Annotated in this window: 20 protein-coding genes and 8 tRNA genes; 9 read left to right on the top strand and 19 right to left on the bottom strand. The window is 67.4% G+C overall.

What is annotated here, in order from left to right:
• Positions 1-2 precede the first annotated feature (2 nt).
• A complete protein-coding gene (locus P6166_RS05610; protein WP_277763506.1) occupies positions 3-665 on the bottom strand; it encodes a hypothetical protein in 663 nt (220 codons plus the stop codon).
• 12 nt (positions 666-677) lie between these two features.
• Between P6166_RS05610 and gloB the strand changes: the two genes are divergently transcribed.
• From gloB to P6166_RS05595, 3 genes are all read left to right on the top strand, one after another.
• On the top strand, positions 678-1,445 hold the full coding sequence (gene gloB, locus P6166_RS05605; protein ID WP_277763505.1) for a hydroxyacylglutathione hydrolase: 768 nt from the start codon (positions 678-680) through the stop codon (positions 1,443-1,445).
• The gene (locus P6166_RS05600) at positions 1,442-2,662 is read left to right on the top strand and encodes a lytic transglycosylase domain-containing protein (protein WP_277763504.1); all 1,221 of its coding nucleotides are present in this window, start codon (positions 1,442-1,444) and stop codon (positions 2,660-2,662) included. Before gloB ends, P6166_RS05600 begins: the two co-directional genes overlap by 4 nt.
• A gap of 85 nt (positions 2,663-2,747) precedes the next feature.
• Complete coding sequence (locus P6166_RS05595) at positions 2,748-3,542, top strand: enoyl-ACP reductase (protein ID WP_345781857.1); 795 nt, start codon at positions 2,748-2,750, stop codon at positions 3,540-3,542.
• Between the two features lie 123 nt (positions 3,543-3,665).
• Here P6166_RS05595 and P6166_RS05590 read toward each other — a convergent pair whose 3' ends face one another.
• The 15 genes from P6166_RS05590 to P6166_RS05520 form a co-directional block, all read right to left on the bottom strand.
• A complete protein-coding gene (locus tag P6166_RS05590) occupies positions 3,666-5,642 on the bottom strand; it encodes a peptidyl-prolyl cis-trans isomerase (protein ID WP_277763502.1) in 1,977 nt (658 codons plus the stop codon).
• 218 nt (positions 5,643-5,860) lie between these two features.
• Positions 5,861-5,937, bottom strand: a tRNA-Asp gene (locus P6166_RS05585).
• 80 nt (positions 5,938-6,017) lie between these two features.
• Positions 6,018-6,094: transfer RNA gene (locus P6166_RS05580), tRNA-Asp, on the bottom strand.
• 27 nt (positions 6,095-6,121) lie between these two features.
• Positions 6,122-6,196, bottom strand: a tRNA-Val gene (locus P6166_RS05575).
• 11 nt (positions 6,197-6,207) lie between these two features.
• Positions 6,208-6,480 (bottom strand): HU family DNA-binding protein, encoded by a 273-nt coding sequence (locus P6166_RS05570; RefSeq protein WP_057648493.1) that lies wholly within the window; start codon positions 6,478-6,480, stop codon positions 6,208-6,210.
• Between the two features lie 214 nt (positions 6,481-6,694).
• The gene (gene lon / locus P6166_RS05565; RefSeq protein ID WP_277763501.1) at positions 6,695-9,172 is read right to left on the bottom strand and encodes an endopeptidase La; all 2,478 of its coding nucleotides are present in this window, start codon (positions 9,170-9,172) and stop codon (positions 6,695-6,697) included.
• Between the two features lie 136 nt (positions 9,173-9,308).
• Entirely contained in the window at positions 9,309-10,595 is a 1,287-nt protein-coding gene (gene clpX / locus P6166_RS05560; RefSeq protein WP_130317687.1) for an ATP-dependent Clp protease ATP-binding subunit ClpX, read from the bottom strand.
• A 136-nt stretch (positions 10,596-10,731) separates the two neighbouring features.
• The gene (clpP, locus tag P6166_RS05555; RefSeq protein WP_057648487.1) at positions 10,732-11,358 is read right to left on the bottom strand and encodes an ATP-dependent Clp endopeptidase proteolytic subunit ClpP; all 627 of its coding nucleotides are present in this window, start codon (positions 11,356-11,358) and stop codon (positions 10,732-10,734) included.
• Positions 11,359-11,399: 41 nt separating this feature from the next.
• On the bottom strand, positions 11,400-12,695 hold the full coding sequence (gene tig / locus P6166_RS05550) for a trigger factor (RefSeq protein WP_277763500.1): 1,296 nt from the start codon (positions 12,693-12,695) through the stop codon (positions 11,400-11,402).
• Positions 12,696-12,829: 134 nt separating this feature from the next.
• Positions 12,830-12,914, bottom strand: a tRNA-Leu gene (locus P6166_RS05545).
• A gap of 1,192 nt (positions 12,915-14,106) precedes the next feature.
• Positions 14,107-14,182 (bottom strand) — tRNA-Lys (locus P6166_RS05540).
• 74 nt (positions 14,183-14,256) lie between these two features.
• A tRNA-His gene (locus P6166_RS05535) sits at positions 14,257-14,333 on the bottom strand.
• 307 nt (positions 14,334-14,640) lie between these two features.
• The gene (locus tag P6166_RS05530; protein ID WP_277763499.1) at positions 14,641-14,859 is read right to left on the bottom strand and encodes a hypothetical protein; all 219 of its coding nucleotides are present in this window, start codon (positions 14,857-14,859) and stop codon (positions 14,641-14,643) included.
• Between the two features lie 76 nt (positions 14,860-14,935).
• Positions 14,936-15,012 (bottom strand) — tRNA-Arg (locus P6166_RS05525).
• Positions 15,013-15,042: 30 nt separating this feature from the next.
• Positions 15,043-15,119: transfer RNA gene (locus tag P6166_RS05520), tRNA-Pro, on the bottom strand.
• Between the two features lie 165 nt (positions 15,120-15,284).
• On the opposite strand from P6166_RS05520, the gene P6166_RS05515 reads away from it, so the two are divergent.
• On the top strand, positions 15,285-16,049 hold the full coding sequence (locus tag P6166_RS05515) for a Bax inhibitor-1/YccA family protein (protein WP_277763498.1): 765 nt from the start codon (positions 15,285-15,287) through the stop codon (positions 16,047-16,049).
• Between the two features lie 81 nt (positions 16,050-16,130).
• On the opposite strand, the gene P6166_RS05510 is transcribed toward P6166_RS05515, so the two are convergent.
• The 3 genes from P6166_RS05510 to grxC all read right to left on the bottom strand — a co-directional run bounded on the left by P6166_RS05510 (position 16,131) and on the right by grxC (position 18,143).
• On the bottom strand, positions 16,131-17,138 hold the full coding sequence (locus P6166_RS05510; protein ID WP_277763497.1) for an isocitrate dehydrogenase: 1,008 nt from the start codon (positions 17,136-17,138) through the stop codon (positions 16,131-16,133).
• A 298-nt stretch (positions 17,139-17,436) separates the two neighbouring features.
• Positions 17,437-17,838 carry a carboxymuconolactone decarboxylase family protein gene (locus P6166_RS05505; protein WP_277763496.1) on the bottom strand — a complete coding sequence of 134 codons (402 nt, stop codon included), beginning with the start codon at positions 17,836-17,838 and terminating at the stop codon, positions 17,437-17,439.
• The gene (grxC, locus tag P6166_RS05500) at positions 17,835-18,143 is read right to left on the bottom strand and encodes a glutaredoxin 3 (protein ID WP_277763495.1); all 309 of its coding nucleotides are present in this window, start codon (positions 18,141-18,143) and stop codon (positions 17,835-17,837) included. The genes P6166_RS05505 and grxC overlap by 4 nt, the downstream gene beginning before the upstream one ends.
• Positions 18,144-18,280: 137 nt before the next feature.
• On the opposite strand from grxC, the gene P6166_RS05495 reads away from it, so the two are divergent.
• The 5 genes from P6166_RS05495 (at position 18,281) to ppx (ending at position 25,904) form a co-directional block, all read left to right on the top strand.
• Positions 18,281-19,918, top strand: coding sequence for a M48 family metalloprotease (locus tag P6166_RS05495; protein ID WP_277763494.1), 1,638 nt, complete (start codon positions 18,281-18,283; stop codon positions 19,916-19,918).
• Between the two features lie 79 nt (positions 19,919-19,997).
• Positions 19,998-20,687, top strand: a complete 690-nt coding sequence (gene phoB, locus P6166_RS05490; protein ID WP_130317680.1) for a phosphate regulon transcriptional regulator PhoB — start codon at positions 19,998-20,000, stop codon at positions 20,685-20,687.
• A 34-nt stretch (positions 20,688-20,721) separates the two neighbouring features.
• The gene (gene phoR / locus P6166_RS05485) at positions 20,722-22,044 is read left to right on the top strand and encodes a phosphate regulon sensor histidine kinase PhoR (protein WP_277763493.1); all 1,323 of its coding nucleotides are present in this window, start codon (positions 20,722-20,724) and stop codon (positions 22,042-22,044) included.
• Between the two features lie 83 nt (positions 22,045-22,127).
• Positions 22,128-24,233 carry a polyphosphate kinase 1 gene (gene ppk1 / locus P6166_RS05480; RefSeq protein ID WP_277763492.1) on the top strand — a complete coding sequence of 702 codons (2,106 nt, stop codon included), beginning with the start codon at positions 22,128-22,130 and terminating at the stop codon, positions 24,231-24,233.
• A 144-nt stretch (positions 24,234-24,377) separates the two neighbouring features.
• Positions 24,378-25,904: an exopolyphosphatase gene (gene ppx / locus P6166_RS05475; protein WP_277763491.1), complete on the top strand. Its 1,527-nt coding sequence runs from the start codon at positions 24,378-24,380 to the stop codon at positions 25,902-25,904.
• Positions 25,905-25,938: the final 34 nt, after the last annotated feature.

Genomic DNA, 25,938 nt, shown 5'->3' with positions numbered 1-25,938 from the left:
TTTCAGATGGTGGCGACCGGGCGCCGCCAGTTCACGACCGCCGGGATGGGGCCGACCGGCGCGATCACCCGCTTCTCCGCCTCGATCACGCAGACCGCGCGCCAGGGCGCCGAGCCGGCGCTCTCGGCGTCCGCGCCGGCCTCCACCCGCCAGGTCGCGCCGAGGTAGCCAGCCTGGCCCAGGCAGCGCAGCCCGGCGCCTTGCACCAGCGCGCGCCAGCGCATGGGCTGCAGCACCTGCGGCCCATGCCGGCGCCAGCGCAGGCGGTAGGGGCTGAAAGGATTGAGCGCGTAGACCCACAACCTGCCGCCGGGCATCAGGATGCGCTCGCATTCGGCCAGCAGCAGGTCCACCTGGGCCAGCGGGACGTGCTGCAACACAATGGACTGCACGCTCTCGCCCACCAGCGGCAACGGCAACGTGCAGCGCAGATCGCCCTGGAAACCGCCCGCCGCGCCGCCCGGGTGAAGCCGGAGGCCGCGGGCCTGCAACGCGGGACGCTCGCCGGCAGGCGCTGTCGGGGCGATCCACAGCCACGGCTGGGCCGGGCGCCCGCGCAAACCGTTCAGGATGCCGGCCTGCTCGGCGTCGAGCAGTGCCCGCCCCGCCCCGGTATCAAACCAGGATGAGACACCGGCTTGACGAGGGAGCGACACGGAAGGCATGGTCCCAATTCTATGCGACTGAGCGCCCTGCCCGCATTCGAGGACAATTACATCTGGGCGCTGGTCAGCGAGGATGGGCGCGCGATCGTCGTCGATCCCGGCCAGGCCGCTCCGGTGTTCGCGGCGTCTGCCGCGCAAGGCTGGACGCCCACGGCCCTGCTGCTCACCCATCACCACGACGACCACATCGGCGGCGTGCCCGAATTGCTGGCGCGCTGGCCCGGACTGCCGGTGCATGCGCCGGACGATCCACGCATCCCCCACGCCACGCACCGCGTGGCCGATGGTGACCGGCTGACGCTGCTCGGGGAGACCTTCGAAGTGCTCGCCGTCCCGGGCCACACACGCAGCCACGTGGCCTACGTGGGCAGTGGACGCCTCTTCTGCGGCGACACCTTGTTCAGCCTGGGCTGTGGGCGGATGTTCGAAGGTACGCCCGCCCAAATGCTGGGCTCCCTGAGCCGCCTCGCCGCCCTGCCGGGCCAGACCGAAGTCTGCTGCGGCCACGAATATACCCTCGGCAACGCGGCCTTCGCGCTGCATGTCGATCCCGCCAACGCGGCCCTGCAGCGCCGCCAACAGGAGGCCCAGGCCATGCGCGACGCCGCACGCCCCACCCTGCCCACGACGCTGTCCACCGAGCGGGCGACCAACCCGTTCCTGCGTACCGGCCAGCCGGAGATTCGCCAGGCCGTCGCCGGGCACACCGGCCAGATGCCTGCGGACGAGATCGAAGTCTTCGCCGGCTTGCGGCGCTGGAAGGACGGATTTCGCGCATGAGGCGGCTGTGGCGGGCAGGCCTGATCGCTGCCGCGCTATGCCCGCTCGCCGGCCACGCGGGCGAGGCGGGGCATCCGGCGCCTGCCGAGGCGCCCGCGCCGACGCTGGCCACCCTGTTGCAGGCCCCGGCCGCCGTGGAGCCCGCGCCCGCCCCGACCGCCCGCAACGGCCGCGACATCTTCCAGACCTTCCTGGCCGGCCGCGCCGATGCCGGCTGCGATGCCACCCAGACCAGCCCACGTTGGCAACAGCACTTCTCCCACGCGCCGGCGCGCATGGCCAACGAGGATGACGACGTACTGCCGCTGTTCGGTTACGTCGTCGACGAGTTGCGCCAAGCCGGCCTGCCCACCGAATTCGCGCTGATCCCGTTCGTGGAGAGCGGCTACCGCCCCGGCGCGCGCAATGGCAGCGGCCCGGCGGGCCTGTGGCAGTTCGTCGCCACCACGGCGCGCAACCACCAGGTTCCGGTCGGCAAGACCTATGACGGCCGCCTCTCCGCCGTGGATTCGACCGATGCGGCGGTGCGCTACCTCAAGACCCTGTACGGCATGTTCGGCGGCGACTGGCGCCTGACGATCATGGCCTACAACGCCGGCGAGTACCGGCTGCTGCAATCGCTGCGCCGCGCCGGGATGAACGCGCAGAACGCCGATCCCGCCCGCCTGCCGGGCCTGTCGCCCGTCACCTATGCCTACGTGGAGAAGCTGCACGCGCTGGCGTGCGTGCTCGACAAGGCCCAGGCGGAGAATGGCCTGATGACCGCCCTCGACCGCCAGGTGCCGATCCTCACCGAACACACCCTGCCCGCCGGCGCCTCGCTGGCGCAGTGGGCGCGCCAGCGCGAGCTGGAACCGGCGATGGTGGGCCGCCTCAACCCCGCCCTGGCCAGCAAGGCCAATGGCGCGCAGCGTTCGCTGCTCGCGCCGGCGGTCGATCCGCGGGTCGCCGCCAACGCGGCCGCCGCGCCGCTGCCCACGGTCGTGGCGACGGTCGTGGCGGAAGACGCGCAGGACACGCCCGAGACCCCGGCCCGCACGCCGGCGAGGAAAGCGACGGCCAGCGCGCGCACCCACACCGTGCGCAACGGCGAATCGGCCTGGACGATCGCCAAGCGCTACGGCATTCCGGTGAAGACGCTGCTCTCGCGCAATGGCCTCAAGTCGGGCAGCGTGCTGAAGCCGGGCATGGTGCTGGCGTTCGACGCCAAGCCCTGACGCCATCCGGAACGCCCGTCAACCGTACGGAAGTCCGGGTATTCGTGGCACACTACCGCGATCACTCAACACTGTGAGCAACGAAATGGGTTTCCTGCAAGGCAAGCGCGCCCTCATCACCGGCATCGCCAGCGAACGCTCCATCGCCAGCGGCATCGCCGAGGCCATGCACCGCGAAGGCGCCGAACTGGCCTTCACCTACCAGAACGAGAAGCTGAAATCGCGGGTGCAGAAGGCGGCCGAGCAGTTCGGCAGCGACATCGTGCTGCCGCTGGACGTGGCCGACGACGCCCAGATCCAGGCGTGCTTCGACGAGCTGGGCAAGCGCTGGGACCGCCTGGACATCCTGGTGCACGCGATCGCCTTCGCCCCGCGCGAAGCGCTGGCCGGCGGCTTCCTCGATGGCCTGGACCGCGAAGGCTTCCGCATCGCGCAGGACATCTCGGCCTACTCGCTGGCCGCGCTGACCAAGGCCGCCCGCCCGCTGCTGACCGGCCACCCGAGCTCGGTGTTGACCCTGAGCTATCTCGGCGCCGAACGCGCGCTGCCGAACTACAACGTGATGGGCGTGGCGAAGGCGAGCCTGGAGGCGACGGTGCGCTACCTGGCGCTGAACCTCGGTGCCGAGGGCATCCGCGTCAACGCGATCTCGGCCGGTCCGATCAAGACGCTGGCGGCGTCGGGCATCGGCAGCTTCCGCAAGATCCTCGGCCACGTCGAGCAGTACGCGCCGCTGCGGCGCACCGTCACCATCGAAGACGTCGGCAATGTCGGCGCCTTCCTGTGCTCGGACCTGGCCGCGGGCGTCACCGGCGAGGTGACCTACGTGGATGCCGGCTACAACATCCTCGGCATGACCGGCCTGGACGACGTGGGCTGATCCACGTCCTCCGCGCTTGAAGAAGAGCCCGGCGAAAGCCGGGCTTTTTGTTGGTCCGCACGCGGCAAGAAAAAACCCGGCGCAAAGGCCGGGTTCGTTCTTTCCACGGGCTGGCGCGGCCGCTTACAGCTGCGCTTCGTGGATGGTGACCTTGAACTGCTTGCGCACGCCTTCCAGCCAGGCGCGCTGGGCGGCTTCGCCCTGCATGCCGGCGAACTGGCCCTGCAGCGTTTCCAGCTGGCCCGGCGGCAGCTTGCTGAGGTCGCCCGGGGTGACCTTGTTGACCAGGAACACGGCATAGCGGCCGGCGCCCAGGTCGACCTTGCCCACCGACGGCTTGCCCTCGGCCGGCACAGGCGCGGCGAAGAAGACGCGGTTGGCCGCGGCGGTCGGCATCGGCATGCCGCGCTGCAGGGTCGGCAACGGGCTGACCTGCAGCTGCGCGCCCGGCGCGATGGCTTCCAGCGTCTCGCCCTTGCGCAGCCGCTCGACCAGCGCATCGGCCTGCTTGGCGGCCGCCTGGTGGGTGCGATCGGCATGGATGGCGGCAACCACGCGGTCGCGCACCTTTTCCAGCGGCAGGGTCTGCTCGGCGGTGTGCTGGGTCACGCGCACCAGCACGCTGTGGTTGGGCGCCAGCTCGATCGGGTCGCTGACCGTGCCGTCCTGGATGGCGGCCTCGGAGAACACCACGCGCTGCACCGCCGGGTTGGCGGCGATGCCGCTGGCGTCGGCGCGCGAGAACGGGCCCAGCGTCTGCACCGGCAGGTTCATCTGCTTGGCGGCGCCGGCCAGTTCGGTCGGGTTCTTCATCACCAGGTCGACGAGCTTGCCGCTCTGGTCGGCGTAGCCCTTGTCGGCATCGGCCTTGAGCTGCTCGGCGGCGAGCTGGTCGCGCACTTCCTCGAACGACTTGCCCTGCCCGCCCTTGACTCCGCGGACCACGATCACGTGGTAACCGAACTCGGACTTCACCGGGCCGACGATCTCGTTCGGCTTGGCGGCGAAAACCGCATCCTCGAACGGCTTGACCATCACGCCCTTCTCCACCCAGCCCAGATCGCCGCCGGCGTCCTTGGAGCCCGGGTCGTCGGAATTGGCCTTGGCGAGCGCGGCGAAGTCGGCGCCGGGCTGGCGCGCTTCGGCGGCGAGCTTGTTGGCCTTCTCTTCGGCCGCCTTCTGCGCAGCGGCATCGGCGTTGGCCGGCACCGCGACCAGGATGTGCGAGGTCTGGCGCTGTTCGGCTTCGACGAAGCGCGACTTCTCTTCTTCGTAGCGCTTGCGCAGCGTCGCCTCGTCGGCCGGCTGCGCGGCCGGCAGGTTCGCGCCGTTGAGCTCGACGAATTCGATGGCCACCATCTCCGGCTGGCGGAAGTCGGCCGGGTGTGCCTTGTACCACTCCTGGATCTGCGCATCGGTAACCGGCGCGGCATCCATTTCCTGTGGCGGCAGCACGCCGAGCGTGACGTCGCGGCTTTCGCCCATCAGGCGGATGGCACGTTCGAAATCGGCCTTGCTGGCGAACGCCGAGGTGGCGATGGCCGAGGGAATCAGCGACTGCTGCAGGCTGTCGCGCACGAGCTGTTCGAACTGCGCGGGGGTGCGCGCCGGCAGGCCACGCGCAAGCTGCTCGCGGTAGAGCGCCGGGTCGAACTTGCCGTTGGTCTGGAAACCCGGAATGCTGGCGATGGTGTTGCGCACGGCGTCATCGCTGACAACCACGCCGGCCCGTTCGGCGGCTAGGCGAGCGACTTCCTCGTCGACCAACTGGTCCAGCGCAGCGAGCTTGTTCTCCGTGGATTCGAAGCGCTGCGCGTCGAAGTTATCGCCTTGCTGCTGGCGGGTCTGCATGCGGACCTGCTCGAAGCGCTCTCGGAACTGCGCGGTGCTGATGTCGCGGTGCTGCCACAGCAGCGAGGCCGGCCACCACGACGGGGCCGAGGTCCACCACTTGGGCGGGGCCTGCACGCGGGCGACATCGTTGGCGCCCATGCCGCCGAGATAGCTGCTGTCGATGACGAACAGGAACGGGATCATCAGCAGCCCCATGATGAGGGTGACGATCCAGCCGGAGGTCTTGTCGCGAAGTTTCTGCAGCATTGGGACGAATCGGGGCCTATGGGCGAGCCACCCAGTGTACCTGCTTCGGGGGCTGGGTCCCAACGGGGCCGGCGCTGCTGTTCGGGCGCTGCTCGGTGCGGGGGCTATCGCGCGCATGGCCCAACGGTTCTCTGCGTCGGAATGGAGATCAGAGGCCAGGGGCGGATTTCGTCATGGCGAAAAAAAAGCCCCCTGCTTTCGCAGGGGGCTTGGATGAATGGCGGAGCGGACGGGACTCGAACCCGCGACCTCCGGCGTGACAGGCCAGCATTCTAACCAGCTGAACTACCGCTCCGCATTTTTCAAACCGTGTGCTCGCTCCGAATCACTTCGGAGAAAGCGAAGCCCCCGATCTCTCAGGGGCTTCGATGTAACTGGCGGAGCGGACGGGACTCGAACCCGCGACCTCCGGCGTGACAGGCCAGCATTCTAACCAGCTGAACTACCGCTCCGCACATCAAAACTTTTGCCGTGGTGCTTGGTGGGTGCTGAGGGTTTCGAACCCCCGACCCTCTCCTTGTAAGGGAGACGCTCTACCGCTGAGCTAAGCACCCCAGCGAGTCGATTAGTTTACGGCATCCTTCAGCGCTTTACCAGCCTTGAAGGAGGGATTCTTCGAAGCAGCGATCTTGATGGTGTCGCCGGTCTTCGGGTTGCGGCCGGTGCGCTCTGCACGGGCGCGGACCTGGAACGTGCCGAAGCCCACCAGCGTCACGGAGTCGCCCTTCTTGAGGGCCTTGGTGATTTCGCTGACCACCGCGTCAACGGCACGGCCGGCTTCAGCCTTGGAGATGTCTGCAGCAGCGGCAACGCCATCGATCAATTCGGTTTTATTCATTCTTTTGAACTCCTTTTGCGGTCTCGCCGCGGAATCGAAAATCGCGGCCCCTTCTTAGCAAGGCGACCGCGACCACATTTCGTATCGCCCAGCACGCCCCTCAGGGCCGCTCCGCGAGTCGTGCTTTTATACCAGCGGGACCCTACCCACGCAACCTAAAACCCAATAACGACGCGGGTTTTCAGCCATTTTTCGCTGCTCGGGACGACCGGCATCAGTGCTTGACGCGCGCCGTCCCCGTGGGCTTGGACTTGCCGCGAACCGTCGCCACCCGGCCGCCGTCGCGCGCCTTGCCCTTGGCCTTGGACTTGGGACGCAGCGGCGTCTCCAGTGCGAGGTCAAGCACTTCGTCCACCCACTTCACTGGAATGATCTCCAGGTCGCGGGTCACATTGGCGGGGATGTCGGCCAGGTCCTTGCGGTTCTCTTCCGGGATCAACACGGTGCGGATGCCGCCGCGCAATGCGGCCAGCAATTTTTCCTTCAAGCCGCCGATGGCCGAGACGCGGCCGCGCAAGGTGATCTCGCCCGTCATGGCCACGTCCGCGCGCACCGGCACCTTGGTGAGCATCGACACCAGCGAGGTGACCATCGCCGCACCGGCGCTCGGGCCGTCCTTCGGCGTGGCACCGTCGGGCACGTGCACGTGCACGTCGTGCTTCTGCAGGAAGTCGACGTCGATGCCCAACGCCTCGGCGCGCGCGCGCACCACCGACAGGGCCGCCGACGCGGACTCCTTCATCACGTTGCCCAACTGGCCGGTGAGGATCAACTGGCCCTTGCCCGGTACCAGCGTCGATTCGATCTGCAGCAGATCGCCACCGACTTCCGTCCACGCCAGCCCGGTGACCAGGCCGATCTCGTTCTCTTCCTCGGCGCGGCCGAAGTCGAAGCGGCGCACACCCAAGTACTTGTCCAGGTTCTTGGAAGACACCGTGACCAGCGCCTTGGCCTTGCGCGCGGCCGTCTTCTTGGCGGCCTTCTTGGCAACCGGCTGCGGGCCGGCCAGCGCGATCTCCTTCACCACCTTGCGGCAGATCTTGGCGATCTCGCGCTCGAGGTTGCGCACGCCCGATTCGCGCGTATAGAACCGCACCACGTCGCGGATCGCGTCCTCCTCGATCGCCAACTCCTCCGGCGCCAGGCCGTTGGCCTTGATCTGCTTGGGCACCAAGTAGCGCATGGCGATGTTGAGCTTCTCGTCCTCGGTGTAGCCGGGGATGCGAATGACCTCCATGCGGTCCAGCAGCGGGCCGGGGATGTTGAGCGAGTTGGAAGTCGCCACGAACATCACTTCGGACAGGTCGAGATCGACTTCCAGGTAGTGGTCGTTGAAGGCGTTGTTCTGCTCCGGATCGAGCACTTCCAGCAGCGCCGACGAGGGATCGCCACGGAAGTCCATCGACATCTTGTCGATCTCGTCGAGCACGAACAGCGGGTTCTTGCTGCCGACCTTGTTGAGGTTCTGCACGATGCGGCCCGGCATCGAACCCACATAGGTACGACGGTGGCCGCGGATCTCCGCCTCGTCACGCACGCCGCCCAGGCTCATGCGCACGAACTTGCGGTTCGTGGCCTTGGCGATGGACTGGCCGAGCGAGGTCTTGCCCACGCCGGGCGGGCCGACCAGGCACAGGATCGGGCCCTTCATCTGCTTCACGCGCGACTGCACCGCGAGGTATTCGAGGATGCGGTCCTTCACCTTGTCCAGGCCGTAATGGTCGGCGTCGAGCGTGTCCTGCGCGACCTTCAGGTCCTTGCGCACCTTGGTGCGCTTCTTCCACGGCACGCCCAGCAGCCAGTCAAGGTAGTTGCGCACCACCGCCGCTTCGGCCGACATCGGCGACATCTGCTTGAGCTTGTTGAGCTCGGCCTTGGCCTTGGTCTCCACGGCCTTGGGCATGCCGGCCTCGGCGACCTTGCGCGCCAACTCTTCCAACTCGCCCGGCGCGTCGTCCAGGTCACCCAGTTCCTTCTGGATGGCCTTCATCTGTTCGTTGAGGTAGTACTCGCGCTGGCTCTTTTCCATCTGCGACTTCACGCGGCCGCGGATGCGCTTTTCCAGCTGCTGCACGTCGATCTCGCCGTCAACCAGCCCGACCAGCATCTCCAGCCGTTCGCCGATCTCGCTGGTCTCCAGCAGGCGCTGCTTGTCGGCCAGGCGTACGCCGATGTGCGCGGCGATGGTGTCTGCCAGGCGCCCCGGCTCCTCGATGCCGGCCAGCGTCTGCAGCAGTTCCGGCGGTAGCTTGCGGTTGGTCTTGACGTACTGCTCGAACAGCGACATCAGCGAGCGGGCGATCGCCTCGACCTCGCGCGACTCGCGGCCTTCGACCGACTCGATCTCCACGCCGCGCCCCTGCAGGGCGCCGTCGCGCTCGCCGACACGGTCGACGTTGACGCGCGACAGGCCTTCGACGAGCACCTTGATCGTGCCATCGGGCAGCTTCAGCAGTTGCAGCACCTGGGCGAGCGTGCCGACCGGGTAGAGGTCGCTGGCGCCGGGGTCATCGGTCTCGGCGGATTTCTGCGCGACCAGCAGGATGCGCTTGTCGGCCTCCATGGCCTGTTCCAGCGCGCGCATGGATTTGTCGCGGCCGACGAACAGCGGGATGACCATATGGGGAAACACCACCACGTCGCGCAGCGGCAGGACGGGCAGATCCAGGACTTCGGAAGCAGGCTGGGCCATTGGGGGCTCCACGGGGAATGCGGTTTTTCGGGGGGCAAAAAAGCCAATGGCCCCGTTATGGGGCCATTGTCGGAACCTTGCAAGTGGAATCGGGAAAACCCTTTGGCCTCAGTTAGTTGGCCGTCGGGCGTCCGGATCAATCGCCGGAAGCCGCCTTCGCGGGCGCCGGGGGGTTCTGGTAGATCAGGTAGGGCTCGGACTTGTGCTCGATCACGGATTCGTCCACCACCACCTTGCTGACGTTTTCCTGCGACGGCAGCTCGTACATCGTGTCCAGCAGCACCGATTCGACGATGGTGCGCAGGCCGCGCGCGCCGGTCTTGCGCTTGAGCGCCTTCTTGGCGATCGCCGACAGGGCGTCCGGGCGGAATTCCAGCTCCACGTTCTCCATCTCGAACAGTTTCTTGAACTGCTTGGTGATGGCGTTCTTGGGCTCGGTGAGGATCTTGATCAGCGCCGGCTCGTCCAGTTCCTCCAGCGTGGCGACCACCGGCAGGCGACCGACGAACTCGGGGATCAGGCCGAACTTGATCAGGTCTTCCGGCTCCACCTCGGCCAGCACCTTGCCGACCTCGGTCTTGCGGGTGCTGCTCTTCACCTTCGCGCCGAAGCCGATGCCACCGGCCTCGGTCGAACGCTGCTGGATCACCTTGTCCAGCCCGGCGAACGCGCCGCCGCAGATGAACAGGATGTTCTTGGTGTCGACCTGCAGGAATTCCTGCTGCGGGTGCTTGCGGCCACCCTGCGGCGGCACGCTGGCCACGGTGCCTTCGATCAACTTCAGCAGGGCCTGCTGCACGCCTTCGCCGGACACATCGCGGGTGATCGACGGGTTCTCGCTCTTGCGCGAAATCTTGTCGATCTCATCGATGTAGACGATGCCCTGCTGCGCCTTCTCGACGTCGTAGTCGCACTTCTGCAGCAGCTTCTGGATGATGTTCTCCACGTCCTCGCCCACGTAACCGGCCTCGGTCAGCGTGGTGGCGTCGGCGATGGTGAACGGCACGTTGAGCAGGCGCGCCAGCGTCTCGGCCAGCAGCGTCTTGCCAGAACCGGTCGGGCCGACCAGCAGGATGTTGGACTTCGCCAGTTCGACGTCGTCGTTCTTCTGCCGGCTCTCGATGCGCTTGTAATGGTTGTACACGGCCACGGCCAGCGTGCGCTTGGCGCGGTTCTGGCCGATCACGTACTGATCCAGGACCTCGAGGATCTCGCGCGGCTTGGGCAGGCTGGAACGTGCCGACTGCGCCTTCTCCTCCAGCTCCTCGCGGATGATGTCGTTGCAGAGCTCCACGCACTCGTCGCAGATGAACACGCTCGGGCCCGCGATCAGCTTGCGGACCTCATGCTGACTCTTGCCGCAGAACGAGCAGTAGAGAATCTTGGTGCTGTCGCCGGAACGACCTTGGCGGTCTTCGCTCATGCTTCTGTTACCCAGTTGCCCCACCCGGTGAACGGGGGTTCGATTCGAGAATAGCACAGGGTCGGGGAGACGAAAGTCCACCCCGACCCCGCAGGTTTTGCCTTGGATTTCCGTGCCTTGGCGGTCAAACGCTGGATCAGCCCGCCTGGATCGACTCGTCCGGGCGACGCTCCAGCACCTGGTCGACCAGGCCGTACGCCTGGGCGTCCACCGCGCTCTTGAAGTTGTCGCGCTCGGTGTCCCGCGCGATGGTCTCCAGCGACTGGCCGGTGTGCTTGGCCAGCACCTCGTTCAGGCGCGAACGCAGGGTCAGGATCTCGCGGGCATGGATGTCGATATCCGTCGCCTGGCCCTGGAAGCCACCCAGCGGCTGGTGGATCATCACGCGCGAGTTCGGCAGCGCGTAACGCTTGCCGGCCGCGCCGGCCGCCAGCAGCAAGGCGCCCATGCTGGCTGCCTGGCCGACGCAGATGGTGCTCACGTCAGGCTTGATGTACTGCATGGTGTCGTAGATCGCCATGCCGGCGGTGACCACGCCGCCGGGCGAGTTGATGTAGATGCTGATGTCCTTTTCCGGGTTCTCCGCTTCCAGGAACAGCAGCTGGGCGATGACCACGTTGGCGACGTGGTCGTCGATCGGGCCGACCAGGAAGATCAGCCGTTCTTTCAGCAGACGCGAGTAGATGTCGTAGGCGCGCTCGCCGCGGCTGGTCTGCTCGACCACCATCGGCACCAGGTTCAGGGCTTTGGTCTCAATGCTCATCGGTCTTCCTGTTGTGGCACCGACCTGCGCCGGCACCCGGGTCAATTGCGGATAGCTTCCTGGAACGACAGGCCCTGCTCGGTGTGCTGGGCGCGCTCGGCGATCCAGTCGATCACCTGCTCTTCCATCACGCGGTTCTGGAGGCTGCCCATCAACTGGGGGTCGTTGCGGTACATCTCAATGACCTGCTCCGGCTCTTCGTAGGTGGAGGCGATCAGGCGCAGGGTTTCGTTCACCCGCTTCGGATCCAGGCGCAGCTGGTTGGTCCGCGCAACCTCGCCGACCAGCAGGCCGACCAGCACGCGCTTGGCGGCCGCGTCGGTGAAGCCCTGGTGGGCGTCGGCCGGCGGCTGGCCCGGGTCGCGGCCGGCGCGGCGCATCTGCTCCACCTGCTGCATCAGCATGCTGCGGGCCTCGTTCTCCACCAGGCGCGGCGGCAGCTCGACATGGGCATAGGCGGCGATCAGCTGCTCACCCACCTCGCGGCGCAGGCGGTTCATCAGCGCGCCCTTGAGCTCGCGCTCCAAGTTGGAACGGATGTCGGCGCGGAACTGCTCGACCTCGCCGTTCTTCACGCCGAAGCTCTTGATGAACTCCTTGTTGACCTCCGGCAGCACCGGCTCGGAGACCTCGACCGCCTTCAGGTGGACCTGGACGGTCTTGCCGGCCAGCTGCGGCACGCGCCAGTCGGCCGGGAAATCGACCGACAGGGTCTTCTCCTCGCCCTTGGCCAGGCCTTCCAGGCCCTTCTCGATCTGGTCGAACATCACGCCCGAGCCCAGGATCGAGGAGCCGCGCTCCACGCCCTCGGCCGGCAGGCGCTCGTCGCCGGCCTGCGACCAGGTCTCCAGCGCGACCAGGTCACCTTCCTTGGCGCCGCGCTCGACCGGCTGCCAGGTACGGCGCTGCAGGCGCAGGTTCTCGATCATCTGGTCGATGTCGGCATCGGTCACCTCGGCGGTGTGGCGGATGACGTTGAGCTTGGTCACGTCGATCTCGCCGAAGTCCGGCACCACCTCGAAGGTGGCCACGAAGTCGAACTCGCCCTCGCCGGCCTTGTCGATGCGCGGGTTGCCCGCCAGGCGCAGCGAATGTTCGCGGATCGCCGATTCGAAGGTCTCGCGCAGCAGGCCGTCCATCGCCTCGGCGCGGACCTGCGGCCCGAAGCGCTGCTCGATCACCTTGGCCGGCACCTTGCCCGGACGGAAGCCCTTGATGCGCGCGGTGCGCGCGATCTCGCTCAGGCGGCCGCCGATGTGGGACTCCAGGCGCTCCTCCGGCAGGGTGAAGGTCAGGCGGCGTTCCAGGTTGCCGGTGGATTCGATCGAAGCTTGCATGTTGACTCCTGCCACCGACCAGCCCCGGTCGGCACGAAATGATTGAGCGGGTTGAGGAAGGCGCACAGCGCCTGAGCCGGCTAGTTTCGCCGATTCCGGCGGCCGCTGCCAGCGGCCGCCGCGCGGCCCGCAGATGGTGCGAAAGGGGGGACTCGAACCCCCACGCCTCGCGGCGTCAGAACCTAAATCTGGTGCGTCTACCAATTCCGCCACTTTCGCTTCGCATCCCCGGTCCGAGCGGGTCGGGGGCGAGCCATTGTTGCAGGGCAACCGGCAAAGAAAAAGGCACCCGCCGGAGCGGGTGCCTTTCTTTTTTGGTGGGCCGCCAAGGATTCGAACCTTGGACCTATTGATTAAGAGTTAGGACATCTAAGCTTACAGATCAACGACTTACATAGCGATATTTTCCCGGATCACCCTCAGTAAGCGCCTGATCTACCTAGTCGCGCCCGTAAATTTTCCCGGATATTGGAGGCCTTTCAGGGGCAAGGCGGAACGCAATCCGCGTATGCCGGGTTCCTCAGGAAACTGCCGTTTATAACCGCCCGGACATCGGTACCTAGCACTAGCAATAAGCACCGTCCGACCTAATGTTTGCTACCAGCCAGCGGCGGATGCGCATCGCGCAACTGAGGGCGATTCCCGGGCGTCAGAGGCGCGCTTTCGGCTTGATGCGAATCGGTTTAGCGAGCCTCTATGTCCGCGCCCATTGGACATGGCTCAGCCGCCAGTGAACAAATTTCGACCACCGCAGCCACTCCCCGGCCAGTACGGGGTTGCGCACAATGCTCAAACCAGATCAACGCGTGCTGACCCTGGCGAAGCTGTGCTGCATCTACCCCGCCCCCATAGACGGTCCAGAGCCCAGTTTGATCATTCAACAATACATGCGTCAGAGTTCCCAAACTGGTGCGGACGACCAACCCACCAGGCACGACACTTGAGATGACGCCGACCAGCGATGGCGTGGAAGGCTCTATGTCGCCGCCATCCGGCACTGGGAGGACGCAGTCTGCCGCAGCCTGAAATGGCATGGCGCACAGGAAAGCGGCAACTGCGAGTGACAAGCGATGGACCATACCAACCTTCGGGCTCCAATCTGTAAAGCGAATCGAACACTGCGGCCAAGGGACAACCCACGTATCCCGCGTTGCTCGTGAAGCTGCCGTCTAGAAACGCCGTGACGGCATTAGTCAGCACCGCCAGACGGCATCGCCAGACCCGCAGGCTCCAGCATTCGATCTGCGCCAACCGGCCAAAGCTATCATGGCGGGGGCTGGCAAGACGGCATCAACTGCCCTACCCATGCTGCACCAAGCGCATCAAGGGTTCAGGCGCTCTGCTAAGACGAATTTTCCCGCGCCGGGAAAAAGAAAAAGCACCTAGGGGCTACCTAAGTGCTTGTTCTATTTGGTGGGCCGTCAAGGATTCGAACCTTGGACCTATTGATTAAGAGTCAACTGCTCTACCAACTGAGCTAACGGCCCTGAAACTGAGCTGCGCATTCTATATGCGCTTTTGCTTCGTTGCAACACCCTGCGAAGCAGCAGGTTTGAAACAGTGGGGTGGCTGAGGGGATTCGAACCCCCGACCACTGGAATCACAATCCAGTACTCTAACCAACTGAGCTACAGCCACCACTGAAACCGTTCCAGGCCGCGCAACTGCCGGCACCGAAGCGAGTTCGATATTTTTCAGGACATGGCGCAGGAATGCAAGCCTCCTGAATTCGGGCGCCGATCTTCTCCCACGGCAGAGGCCACGTGCGGCGGCGCGCATTGACAGCAAATCGAGCTTCACGCAAGGATAACCACGCTGAACGGCGATTCAGGATCGGGGGAATCCATGCACTTCGTCCGCACTTTCGAAGGGCCCATCAAGGTGCTGATGGTGGGTATCTATGTCAGCGTGCTGCTACTGATCGCGCATCATCTTGCGAGCTGAGCTACACCTGCACCAGCTGCGCGGTCTCGAGCACACCCATCTCCTGGGCGAGCAACGCCAGGCGATTGGCCATCTCTGCCTTGAATTCGCCACCGGGCACCATGGCATCGAGCAGGCGCTGATAGGCATCCCAAAAATCCGGGCCATTGCCGTACTTGCGAAAATTCGCGGCCAGCACCATCCGGCTCTCCGCGATATGGGGAAACATCGTCTGGCTCATCGTACCTGCCTCCTTGCCCCTGCGCGGGCAGTAGGCGCCGGCCGCATGACGAAGGCGTGACACCGAAGCGGCGGGATGGCGCGCCCGACAGGACTCGAACCTGTAACCGCCGGCTTAGAAGGCCGGTGCTCTATCCGGTTGAGCTACGGGCGCACGCGGGCGACACGGCCCCGGCGGATCGAGTGGTCGGGGTAGAGGGATTCGAACCCCCGACATCCTGCTCCCAAAGCAGGCGCGCTACCAGACTGCGCTATACCCCGGTTGAACTCACGAGACCCGGCGCCCATGGCGCAGGGGTCGTGCATTGTCCGGACAAGCCGGCGGCAGTGTCAATGACGCGCGGGGCGCGGAAGGGCGCCCGGCGCTTTGGGCTATGCTGAGAACCATCGGCCAAGCCGGCCAGAAATTCTCAAGGAGATCCCCCCATGTTCCGCAGTGGCAACCCCGCCCTACAGGAATCCACCTTCCTCGACATCGGCACCGGCAGCGTCGTCCGCCGCGACGCCGACGCGATGACCCTCAACGGCACCGTCAGCAAGACCGGGCTGCTCCTGCTGCTGGCGCTGCTCACCGCCGCCTTCGCCTGGAGCCAGACGCTCACCCCGGAAGGCGAAGTGCTGCCGGCGGCCCGGCTGTATCTGCTGGGCGGGGCGATCGGCGGCTTCATCGTCGCGATGGTCACCATCTTCAAGACGCAGTGGTCCCCGGTCACCGCGCCGCTGTATGCCTTGCTGGAAGGCTTCTTCCTCGGCGCCATCTCGGCGATCTACGAAGCGCGCTTTGACGGCATCGTGTTCCAGGCCGTCCTGCTCACCTTCGGCACGCTGTTCGCGCTGCTGTTCGCCTACCGCAGCGGGGTCATCAAAGCCACCGAGAACTTCAAGCTCGGGGTGGTCGCGGCGACTGGCGGCATCGCGCTGGTCTACCTGGCGACGCTCGTGCTGGGCTTCTTCAATATCAGCATTCCCTTCATCCACGAGTCCGGCCTGATCGGCATCGGCTTCAGCCTGTTCGTCGTGGTCATCGCCGCGCTGAACCTGGTGCTGGATTTCGACTTCATCGAGAACGGCGTGCAGCAGGGCGCGCCCAAGTACATGGAGTGGTACGGCGCGTTCGGCCTGATGGTGACGCTGGTGTGGCTGTACATCGAGTTCCTGCGCCTGCTGTCCAAACTGCAGTCGCGCAACTGACGGCGGCGACCCCGCCGCGCATGCCGCACGCAAAAAGGGCGCCGCAAGGCGCCCTTTCTGCATTCCCACCGCACGCCTGGATTACAGGCGGCTGGCGATCGCCTGGGCAAAGCCCATCGTGTTGCCGGTGCCGCCCAGGTCCGGGGTCAGCGAATCCTTGGCTTCCAGCGTGGCGACGATGGCGTTGCGCAGGCGCTCGGCGTTCTGCGGCTGGCCGACGTGATCCAGCATCTGCGCCGCGCCGAGCAGCAGGGCGCAGGGGTTGGCCTTGCCCTGGCCGGCGATGTCCGGGGCCGAGCCATGCACCGCCTCGAAGATCGCCGCATCCACGCCGATGTTCGCGCCCGGGGCCAGGCCCAGGCCGCCGACCAGGCCGGCGCACAGGTCGGAGATGATGTCGCCGAACAGGTTGGTGGTGACGATGATGTCGAACTGCTCCGGGCGCATCACCAGCTGCATGCACGCGTTGTCGACGATCATTTCCTGGAACTCGATGTCCGGGTACTGCGCGGCGACTTCGCGCGCGACCTTCAGGAACAGGCCCGAGGTCGACTTGATGATGTTGGCCTTGTGCACCGCGGTGACCTTCTTGCGGCCGGTGTTCTTGGCCAGCTCGAAGGCGTAGCGCACGATGCGCTCGGAGCCCTTGCGGGTGATCTTGGTGCCGGAGAACGCGGTCTCGCCGTCCTCGGACACCGTCTGGCCTTCGCTCAGGTAGGCGCCCTCGGTGTTCTCGCGCACGGTGATCAGGTCCACGGCGTCGGCGAAGCGCGACTTGGTGTTCGGAAACGACTTGGCCGGGCGCACGTTGGCGTAGAGGTCGAACTTGCGGCGCAGCGCCACGTTGATCGAGCTGAAACCCTCGCCGACCGGCGTGGTCAGCGGGCTCTTCAGCGCGACCTTGTTCTTGGCGATCGAGGCCAGGGTGGACTCGGGCAGCAGGTCGCCGTGCTTTTCCAGCGCGACCAGGCCGGCGTCGGCGTATTCGTAGGTCAGGCCAGCCTGCAGCGCGTCAAGCACGTGCAAGGTGGCGTCCATGATCTCCGGGCCGATGCCGTCGCCGCGGATGACCGTGATTGTCTGCGTCATAGAAGTGGGATTCCGAACGAGGGGAAACAGAACGCGCCGGTGGCCGTGAACGGCACCGTGCGCTTGCGAATGCCAGTGCGCAATTATGCCCGATCGGGCCCCCTCCCCCCAAACCGACCATGGTCGAACGCCCAGGCCCCCGCCACAAACCCAATGGTGCAAAGCCCCCCTTTGTTAAGGGGGGGCGCGCCGAAGGCGCGGGGCATAGGCAAGGTGAAAGCGCGTCCCCGCCCTGCGCCATGCGCGGGGCGGGGTGCCTGCCTCCGCCTCCGCGGAGGCAGACGCGCACAGCCACGGCTCAGCCGTGGCTGTGCTCCACGGGCGCCGAAGCTCCGCCTTCGAGCTGGTCCAGGAAATCCACCGCCCGGCGCAGGTGCGGGATGACGATCGAACCGCCGACCACCAGGCCGACCGAGAAGGTCTCGAAGAACTCCTCGCGGGTCACCCCGGCCTCCTTGCACTGGGCCACGTGGTAGCTGATGCAGTCGTCGCAGCGCAGCACCATCGAGGCGACCAGGCCCAGCAGTTCCTTGGTCTTCACGTCCAGCGCGCCGGCCTGGTAGGTCTGCGTATCCAGCGCGAAGAAGCGGCGCACCACCTGGTTGGGCTCGCCGAGGATGCGCTGGTTCATGCGCTGGCGGAACTCGGTGAACGCGCGGACGCGGTCCTCTTCGCCCTCCGGATGCTGGCCCGCGCTCATGCCTGCCCCTCCGGGGCCTGCCCGGCCAGCAGCGGTTCCAGCTTGCCGGCGCGGTGCAGCGCCATCATGTCGTCGTAGCCGCCCACGTGGACGTCCCCGATGAAGATTTGCGGCACGCTGGTGCGCCTGGCCAGCGCCACCATCTTGTCGCGCTCGGCCGGGTCCAGGTCGATCCGCACTTCCTCCCACTGCTGGCCCTTGCTCTTGAGGAAGTTCTTGGCCGCCACGCAGTACGGGCAGATGGCGGTGGAATACAGCCGGATCCGGGGCGTACCGCCGGTGGCCGGTGAAACGGTGTCGTTCACGGGAAACTCCGCGTGGGTTCAGTGGTCTGCAATATGGTAACGGCCCGCTGGAATTTCGAGCCGCCGGCCGCAACACTGTGGACCGCTACGCATTCACGCGCCGGCCAGCCGGCGACGCCTCACTGCCGGAGCCCGACTTGCGCCACCTGCTGCTTGCCACCGCCGTCACCCTGGCCCTCGCCGCCGGCGCCAGCCCTGCCCAGGAGAGCCGGCTGCCGGACATCGGCTCGTCCGCCGGCGAACTGCTCACCCCGGCGCGCCAGGCCGAATACGGCAAGATGATGCTGGCCGAGCTGCGCAATTACGGCTACGTGCTGCAGGACCCGCTCATCGAGGACTGGCTGCAGACCATGGGCCAGCGCCTGGGCGCCAGCAGCGACCAGCCGCAGCAGCCGTTCACCTTCTTCATGCTGCGCCAGCGGCAGATCAACGCCTTCGCCACGCTGGGCGGCTATGTGGCGGTCAACGCCGGCCTGGTGCTCACCGCCGACCGCGAAGACGAAGTGGCCGCGGTGCTTTCCCACGAGATCGCGCACGTCACCCAGCAGCACGTCCTGCGCGGCGTGGAGCGGGCTCAGCGCGACCAGATCCCGATCCTGTTGGGCATGCTCGCCGCGGTGATTGCCGCGCAGAGCGCTGGCGGCAACTCCAGCGGCGACGCCACCATGGCCAGCATCACCAGCGCCATGGGCCTGATGGCGCAGCGCCAGATCAACTACACCCGTTCCAACGAATCGGAGGCCGACCGCCTCGGCATCCGCACGCTGGCCCGCAGCGGCTATGACGTGGACGCCATGGCCGGCTTCTTCGAGCGCATGTCGCTGGCGATGCGTGGCAACGAGGGCGGCTACAGCTCGCCGGACTACCTGCAGACCCACCCGGTCACCACCACGCGCATCGTCGAGGCCAAGGCCCGCGCCGAGCAGATGAAGAAGGACACCGTCCTGCTCACCACCAGCGTGCCGGGGGCGAGCGAGCAGGTGCGGGTCAACCCGTCGGACCCGTCGCTGTCCGAGCCGCTGGGCACCAGCAGCAATCCGCTGCTGCCCTACACCTTCCAGGTGCCGTTCGATGCCGCCACGCGCGGCAACAGCGGCCAGTTCCCCTGGGCCAAGGAACGCCTGCGCGTGCTCAGCGCCAACACGCCGGGCGCGGCGATCCGCGAGTACGAGGACCTGCGCCGCGGCAATCCCAAGGGCCTCACCGATGCCCAGCGCTACGGCCTGGCGCTTGCGCACATGCGCAACAGCGACGGCCAGGCCAACGTGATGCATACGCTGTCGGCCTTGCTGGAGGACCACCCGGACAACCTGTGGATCGCCCTGGCCCTGGGCGAAGCGCAGACCCGGGCCGGCCAGACCGAGCAGGCCAACCAGCGCTTCGAGCAGTTGCTGCACGACCACCCGGACAGCCGCCCGGTGGTGCTGACCTACGCCGGCCTGCTCAACGAGCAGGCCACCGCGGCCTCGGGCCGGCGGGCCCAGCAGATCCTGGAGCCGCTTTCCCGGCGCGCCGCCGACGACCCGGTGTTCCAGCAGGCCTATGCCCGCGCCAGCGAACTGGCCGGCAACCCCCACCGGGCCAGCGAGGCTTATGCCGAGGCCGCCTTCTTGAACGGGCGCGCCGAGCAGGCGCTGATCCAGCTGCAGGCGCTCAAGCGCCAGGACCTGGACTACGTGACCCGCGCCCGGGTCGACGCCCGGATCGCGGCCATCACGCCGACCGTGCTGGAGCTGCGCCGGCAGGGTATCCGCGACCCTGAGCTGTCACGGTGACCGGCCCGCGGCGCCGTCACATGTTCGTCATAAAACCGTAGTCTACTGGCGACCATCCGCAATCCCCCACGGTATCCGCGTGCAGAAACGCATCCTGATCGTCGATGACGAACCCGCGATCCGCGACATGGTCGCCTTTGCCCTGCGCAAGGGTGAATTCGAGCCGATCCACGCCGGCGACGCCCGCGAAGCGCAGACCGCCATCGCCGACCGCGTGCCCGACCTCATCCTGCTGGACTGGATGCTGCCGGGCACCAGTGGCCTGGACCTGGCCCGCCGTTGGCGCAAGGACACGCTGACCCGCGAGATCCCCATCATCATGTTGACCGCGCGCGGGGAGGAGAACGACCGCGTCGGCGGCCTGGAAGCCGGCGTGGACGATTACGTGGTCAAGCCGTTCTCGGCGCGCGAGCTGCTGGCGCGCATCCGCGCGGTGATGCGCCGCGCGCGCGAGGACGACGAGGACGGCAGCGTGGCGGTGGGCGAGCTGCGCATCGATGGCGCCGCGCACCGCGTGTTCGCCGGCGACTCCCCCGTGCCGATCGGCCCCACCGAGTACCGCCTGCTGCACTTCTTCATGACCCACCCCGAGCGCGTCTACAGCCGCACCCAGCTGCTGGACCACGTGTGGGGCGGCAGCGTCTACGTGGAGGAGCGCACCATCGACGTGCACATCCGCCGCCTGCGCAAGACCCTGGAACCGTTCGGCCTGGAGAACATGGTGCAGACCGTGCGCGGATCGGGTTACCGGTTCTCGGCGGCGACCTGACGGCATCGCGCTGCACGCCGCCGGTTTCCGCCCCATGCCCCAACACATCCGTTCCGCCTGGATCCGCACGCTCGGCGCGCTCGCCGTGTGGCTGCTGGCCGCGCTCGTCCTCGGCCTCGCGCTGGGGCATGCCTGGATGGCGCTCGCGCTGGCCGCGCTGGCCGCGCTGGCGTGGTCCTACTGGCGCCTGCGCCGCGTGCTGCGCCGCCTGACCGCCCGCCAGCGCTGGGAACCCGAAGCGGCCAACGGCGCCTGGAACGAGCTGGACCGGCTGCTGTACCGCAGCCAGGGCGAGATGCGCACCCGCAAGCGCCGCCTGGTGGACATGCTGCGCACCTACCGCGCCGCCGCCGCCGCCCTGCCCGACGCCGTGGTGGTGGTGGACCGCAACAGCCAGCGCGTGCAGTGGTTCAACGAGGCCGCCGGCGGGCTGCTGGGCCTGCACCACCCGGGCGACCTCGGTGCTCCCGTGGTGGAGCGCCTGCAACCGCTGCCGCTCGCGCATTGGCTGGCGGCCGGCCGCAATGCCGAGCCGATGCTCGATGCGCCCTCGCCGGTCGATGCGAACCTGCGCCTCAACCTGCGCCTGATCCCCTACTCGGACGACTACTGGCTGCTGGTGGCGCGCGATGTCAGCAAGCTGCTGCGCCTGGAGCAGGTGCGCCGCGACTTCGTCGCCAACGTCTCCCACGAATTGCGCACGCCGCTGACCGTCGTGCATGGCTACCTGGACATGCTCGACCCGGAGGACTTCCCCGATTCGGGCCCGATGCTCACCGAGATGCGCAAGCAGTCCCAGCGCATGGCGCAGCTGGTGGAGGACCTGCTCACCCTCTCGCGCCTGGAATCGCAGGACGAGCTCGGCGAGGAGACGGTGGCGATGGCGCCGATGCTGGCCACGCTGCGGCGCGAAGCCGAGGCGCACAGCCACGGCCGCCACACCATCGAGGTACACGACGAGGCACGCTGCGACCTGCTCGGCTCCAACAAGGAACTGCACAGCGCGTTCTCCAACCTGGTGACCAACGCGATCCGCTATACCCCGGCCGGCGGCACGGTGAGCATCCGCTTCGCCCGCGAGGCGGACGGCGGCGCGGTGCTGGCCGTGCGCGACACCGGCTACGGCATCCCGGCCTCGCACCTGCCGCGCATCACCGAGCGCTTCTACCGCGTGTCCAGCAGCCGCTCGCGCGAGAGCGGCGGCACCGGGCTGGGCCTGTCGATCGTCAAGCACGTGCTCGGCCTGCACCAGGCACGCCTGGAGATCCAGAGCGAGGTCGGCAAGGGCAGCGAGTTCTCCTGTCACTTCGGCCCGGGCCGCGTGCTGCCGCGCGATCCGGACACGCATGCGACATGACGCCCGTGCTATTGGTATGACCGCAACAGCGTGCGTCGCCTGACGCGCGCCTCCCACCGCCGCAGAAACCGCAAGAAGGTCACATGGCCAGCGTCAAGAAAGCCGCCGTCACCGCCATCGCCGAGCCCGTCGCGCACGATCCCCTGCGCGACCCGGCGCTGTACCTCAACCGCGAACTGTCGCAGCTGGATTTCAACTTCCGCGTCCTGGCCCAGGCGCTGGACGAACAGGTGCCGCTGCTGGAACGCCTGCGCTTCCTGTGCATCTCGTGCACCAACCTGGACGAGTTCTTCGAGATCCGCGCCGCCACCGTGCGCCACGCGCAGGAATTCGGCCTGCCGCCGGCACCCGATGGCATGAGCCCCACGGCCATCCTCAACGCCGTGCACGACCGCGCCGCCGAACTGGTGGAGCAGCAGTACCACTGCTGGAACGAGATCCTGCGCCCGGCGCTGGTCCAGGCCGGCGTCGGCGTGTTGGGCCGCAATTCGTGGACCGCGCGGCAGAAGCGCTGGCTGCGCGCGTATTTCCGCAACGAGATCATGCCGGTGCTCTCGCCGCTGGGGCTGGACCCGGCACATCCGTTCCCGAAGATCCTCAACAAGACGCTGAACATCGTCGTGGTGCTGGAAGGCACCGATGCCTTCGGCCGCGCCGGCCACCTGGCCATCGTGCGCGCGCCGCGCTCGCTGCCGCGCATCATCCAACTGCCGGACAGCCTGTCCGAGCCCGGCACGCAGAGCTTCGTGTTCCTGTCCTCGGTGTTGTCGTCCTTCGTCGACGAGCTGTTCCCCGGCATGGAGGTCAAGGGCGCCTACCAGTTCCGCGTCACCCGCAACTCCGAGCTGGTGGTCGACGAGGAGGAAGTGGAAAACCTGGCGCTGGCGCTGCGCGACGAGCTGGTGGACCGCGGCTACCGGCCGGCGGTGCGGCTGGAGATCGCCGAGGACATGCCCAAGCCGATCGTGCGCACCCTGCTGCAGAACTTCGGCCTGCCGGACAACGCCGTGTACCGCATCGCCGGCCCGGTCAACCTGAGCCGCGTGGTGCAGGTGTACGACCTGGTGCAGCGGCCGGAACTGAAATACCCGCCGTTCAACCCGCGCACGCTGCGCGACAGCGACGGCATCTTCGAGATCGCCGGCAAGGGCGACGTGCTGCTGCACCACCCCTTCGATGCGTTCACCGCCGTGCTCGACCTGATCCGCCAGGCCGCGCTGGACCCGAACGTGCTGGCGATCAAGCAGACGCTGTACCGCACCGGCAAGGATTCGGCGATCGTCGATGCGCTGATCGTGGCCGCGCGCAACGGCAAGGACGTCACCGTGGTGGTCGAGCTGCGCGCCCGCTTCGACGAAGAGGCCAACCTCGGCCTGGCCGACAAGCTGCAGGAAGCCGGCGTGCAGGTCGTCTACGGCGTGGTGGGCTACAAGACCCACGCCAAGATGCTGCTGATCGTGCGCCGCGAGGGGCGCAAGCTGCGCCGCTATGTGCACCTGGGCACCGGCAACTACCACAGCGGCACCGCGCGCGCGTACACCGACCTGAGCCTGATCACCGCCGATCCGGACATCGGCAACGACGTGCACCTGCTGTTCCAGCAGCTTTCCGGCCTGGCGCCGAAGATGAAGCTCAAGTGCCTGCTGCAATCGCCGTTCACCCTGCACGCCGGCGTGCTGCAGCGCATCGAGCGCGAGACGAAGCTGGCGCTGGAAGGCCGACCGGGCCGCATCATCGCCAAGATGAACGCGCTGAACGAGGCGCAGGTGGTGCGCGCGCTCTATCAGGCCTCGCAGGCCGGCGTGCAGATCGACCTGATCATCCGCGGCGCGTGCACGCTGCGCCCGGGCGTGCCGGGCGTGTCGGACAACATCCGCGTGCGCTCGATCGTCGGCCGCTTCCTGGAGCACAGCCGGGTGTACTGGTTCGGCAACGACGGCGCGCCGGAACTGTTCTGCGCCAGCGCCGACTGGCTGGAGCGCAACCTGCTGCGGCGTGTGGAAACCTGCTTCCCGATCCTGGATCCGGACATCGCCGCGCGCGTGCATCGCGAAGCGCTGCAGAACTATCTCGACGACAACTGCAATGCGTGGACGCTGGGCGCGGACGGCGTCTACCGCAAGCAGGTGCCGGCGCCGGGCGAGGCGCTGCATTCGGCGCAGCAGACCCTGCTCGAAGGCCTGCTCTAGTCCGCCACCGCCGCATCGACGTTCCCGCCGTGCGGCGGGGCCGCGGTGGCCGGGCCTTGGGGCCTTCACGCGGGACACGGTGTGCCGCGTGCGTGCCCCTGCCGGCTACTGCGCATCCACGCGCCCCACGCTACCATTCGCGCCATGCCGAATACCTCCCCGACTTCCCCGCCGTTGCAGGACGGTGACCTGCTGGCCGCCGTCGACCTGGGGTCCAACAGCTTCCACATGATCATCGCCCGCTACATGCTCGGGCAGCTGCGGGTGGTGGACCGGTTGCGCGAGACGGTCCGCATGGCCGATGGCCTGGACGGCAAGGGCGGCCTGTCGGCCGAGGCCCGCGCCCGGGCCCTGGAATGCCTGGCCCGATTCGGGCAGCGCATCCGCGAAATCCCGCCCGCGCGCGTGCGTGCGCTGGCCACCAACACGGTGCGCCAGCTGCGTTCGCCGCAGAGCTTTCTCGGGCCGGCCGAAGCGGCGCTGGGCACGCCGATCGAAGTGGTCAGCGGCCGCGAGGAAGCGCGCCTGATCTACCTGGGCGTCGCGCACGCGCAACCGCCCAAGCCAGACCAGCGCCGGCTGGTGATCGACATCGGCGGCGGCTCGACGGAGTTCATCATCGGCCGCGGCTTCGAGACGCTGGAGCGCGAGAGCCTGCAGGCCGGCTGCATCGCCAGCACGCGGCGCTTCTTCCCCGGCGGCAAGTTGTCCAAGAAGCGCTGGAAGGACGCGCTGACCGAGATCGGCGCCGAGTTCCAGCAGTTCGCCACGCTGTACCGCGCCCTGGGCTGGCACGAAGCCGTGGGTTCGTCGGGCACGCACAAGTCGATCGGCGAGATCTGCGCGGCGATGAAGCTCACCAAGGGCGCCATCACCGCGCAGGCACTGCCGGTGTTGCGCGACGAGCTGCTCAAGGCCAAGCGCATCGAGGACATCCAGCTGCCCGGCCTGTCGGCCGACCGCCGCCCGATCATCGCCGGCGGCATCCTGGTGCTGGAAGCCGCGTTCCAGGCCCTGGGCCTGGAGAAGCTGATGGTGAGCAAGGCCGCGATGCGCGAAGGCATCCTTTACGACATGCTCGGCCGCGCCGGCGCCAGCGATCCGCGCGACAACTCGGTGGCCGCGCTGGAGCATCGCTACGCCATCGACGAGAACCAGGCCGAGCGCGTGGCGGCCACCGCGCAGCGCCTGCTGGCGCAGGTCGCCGAGCCCTGGCAGCTGGATGGCGACGACGCGCGCGTGCTCGGCTGGGCCGCGCGCCTGCACGAACTGGGGCTGATGATCGCCCACAGCCAGTACCACGTGCATGGCGCCTACGTGCTGGAGAATTCGGATATCGCCGGCTTCTCGCGGCAGGAGCAGCAAGTGCTGGCGACGCTGGTGCGCACGCATCGGCGCAACGTCTCCAAGACCGCGTTCGACACCCTGCCCGACCGCCTGCTGCTGCCGACCCGTCGCAAGGCCGCGCTGCTGCGGCTGGCGGTGCTGCTGCACCGCGCGCACGAGTCCGACCCGATCCCGACGCTGGAACTCAACGCCAACGACAACCGCCTTTCGCTGGTGCTGTCGCAGGAGTGGTTGCAGTCGCGGCCGCTGCTGCGGGCGGATTTGATCGCTGAGGTGGAGGGGATGGCGGGGCTGGGGATTGTGTTCAAGCCGTTTGAGGCCTGAGCCCAGGGGTCGCTGGCGCATGCCGCCCCGATCT

This window comes from Stenotrophomonas sp. HITSZ_GD (genome assembly GCF_029543105.1).
In the GTDB taxonomy this organism is placed as follows: Bacteria; Pseudomonadota; Gammaproteobacteria; order Xanthomonadales; family Xanthomonadaceae; genus Stenotrophomonas_A.
This window is presented reverse-complemented; position numbering and strand designations above follow the sequence as displayed.